This window comes from Nocardia pseudovaccinii NBRC 100343, assembly GCF_001613225.1.
GTDB classification, from domain to species: Bacteria; Actinomycetota; Actinomycetes; order Mycobacteriales; family Mycobacteriaceae; genus Nocardia; species Nocardia pseudovaccinii.
The window spans coordinates 1-2,489 of record NZ_BDBY01000399.1 but is presented as its reverse complement, the minus strand read 5'-3'; the positions used below and the strand labels follow the sequence as shown (position 1 = coordinate 2,489).

Annotated in this window: 2 protein-coding genes; both read right to left on the bottom strand. The window is 63.3% G+C overall.

What is annotated here, in order from left to right; translation table 11 throughout:
- Positions 1-484: GTP-binding protein (locus NP3_RS42835; RefSeq protein ID WP_157124926.1), on the bottom strand; the 484-nt coding region annotated here is incomplete at its 3' end.
- Between the two features lie 115 nt (positions 485-599).
- Positions 600-2,489, bottom strand: a 1,890-nt coding sequence (fusA, locus tag NP3_RS42830; RefSeq protein WP_063047417.1) for an elongation factor G, incomplete at its 5' end; no start/stop codon positions are given.

Sequence of the window (2,489 nt, the reverse complement as noted above, 5' to 3'; positions counted from 1 at the left end):
AGGCCAGCAGCTCGCGGACCTCCATCTCGACGAGCTCGAGGATCTCGTCGTCGTCGACCATGTCGGCCTTGTTGAGCGCGACCAGGATGTAGGGCACACCGACCTGACGGGCGAGCAGCACGTGCTCACGGGTCTGCGGCATCGGGCCGTCGGTCGCGGCGACCACGAGGATGGCACCGTCCATCTGCGCCGCACCGGTGATCATGTTCTTGATGTAGTCGGCGTGACCCGGCGCGTCGACGTGCGCGTAGTGGCGCTTCTCCGTCTGGTACTCGACGTGGGAGATGTTGATCGTGATACCACGAGCCTTCTCCTCCGGCGCCTTGTCGATCTGATCGAAGGCAAAGCTCTCGTTCAGATCCGGGAACTTGTCAGCCAGCACCTTGGTGATCGCTGCGGTCAGCGTGGTCTTGCCGTGGTCGACGTGACCGATGGTGCCGATGTTGACGTGCGGCTTCGTCCGCTCGAACTTCGCCTTCGCCACTTGGTGTCCTCCTGGACTTGTTGGTGCGTGCAGTTGCAGCAGTGCGATTTACATATTGGGGGTCGTGCATGACTCCCGGCTGATAGGGACAAGTCTTGCACCTGCCCCCATCGACTTATTCGCCGGTCGCCTTGGCGATGATCTCCTTCGACACGTTGGCCGGAACCTCCGCGTACGAATCGAACACCATGGAGTAGTTCGCCCGGCCCTGGGTCTTCGACCGCAGGTCACCGATGTAACCGAACATCTCCGAGAGCGGAACCAGCGCCTTGACGACACGGGCACCACTGCGTTCCTCCATGGCCTGGATCTGGCCACGGCGGGAATTCAGGTCGCCGATCACATCGCCCATGTAATCCTCGGGCGTGATGACCTCGACCGCCATCAGCGGTTCGAGGATCACCGGACCGGCCTTACGGGCCGCTTCTTTCAGGGCCTGCGAGCCAGCGATCTTGAAGGCCATTTCCGACGAGTCGACGTCGTGGTAAGCGCCGTCGAGCAGCGTGACCTTCAGGTTCACCAGCGGGTAGCCCGCGAGCACACCGTACTGCATGGCATCCTGCGCACCCGCGTCCACCGAAGGGATGTATTCGCGGGGCACGCGGCCACCGGTGACCTTGTTCTCGAACTCGTAGGTCGCGCCGTCCTCGCCGACGAACGGCTCGACGGCGATGATGACCTTCGCGAACTGACCGGAGCCACCCGTCTGCTTCTTGTGGGTGAACTCGAGCTTCTCGACCGGCTTGGTGATCGTCTCGCGGTAGGCCACCTGCGGCTTGCCGACGTTCGCCTCGACCTTGAACTCGCGCCGCATGCGGTCCACGAGGATGTCGAGGTGCAGCTCGCCCATGCCGCCGATGACGGTCTGGCCGGTCTCCTGGTCGAGCTTGACCGAGAAGGTCGGGTCCTCTTCGGACAGACGCTGGATCGCGGTGCCCAGCTTCTCCTGGTCGGACTTGGTCTTGGGCTCGATCGAGACCTCGATGACCGGGTCCGGGAAGGTCATGGACTCGAGCACGATCTGGTTCTGCGGATCGCACAGGGTGTCGCCGGTGGTGGTGTCCTTCAGGCCGATGACCGCGTAGATGTGGCCCGCGACGGCCTCGGTGACCGGGTTCTCCTTGTTGGAGTGCATCTGGAACAGCTTGCCCAGACGCTCCTTCTTACCCTTGGTCGAGTTGATGACCTGGGCGCCGGAGTCGACCTTGCCCGAGTAGACGCGGACGTAGGTCAGCTTGCCGAAGAAGGGGTGCACGGCGATCTTGAACGCCAGCGCCGAGAACGGCTCGCTGGTGTTCGCATCGCGGTGGATGATCTCCTCTTCCTTGCCCGGGACGTGGCCGTCGGTGCCACCGTCGTCCAGCGGGGTCGGCAGGTAGTCGATCACGGCGTCGAGCATGGGCTGCACGCCCTTGTTCTTGAACGCCGAACCGCACAGGATCGGGTAGAGCTCGGAGTTGACCGTCATCTTGCGGATGGCGCCCTTGATCTCCTCGATCGAGAGCTCCTCGCCGCCGAAGAACTTCTCCAGCAGCGCCTCATCCGACTCGGCGACGGTCTCGAGCAGCTCCTGGCGGTACTGCTCGGCCTTCTCCTTCAGATCGGCCGGGATCTCTTCGATCTCGTACTTCTCGCCGAGCTTGGTCTCGCCCTTCCAGACCTTGGCGTGCATCTCGACCAGGTCGACGATGCCCTCGAAGGTGTCCTCGGCGCCGATCGGGAGCTGGATGACCAACGGCTTGGCGCCGAGACGGTCCTTGATGGTCTGCACGGTGAAGTAGAAGTCCGCACCGAGCTTGTCCATCTTGTTGACGAAGCAGATCCGAGGCACGCCGTACTTATCGGCCTGACGCCACACCTGCTCGGACTGCGGCTCGACGCCTTCCTTGCCGTCGAACACCGCAACGGCGCCGTCGAGCACGCGCAGCGACCGCTCCACCTCGACGGTGAAGTCGACGTGCCCGGGGGTGTCGATGATGTTGATCTGGTTGTCGTTCCAGAAGCA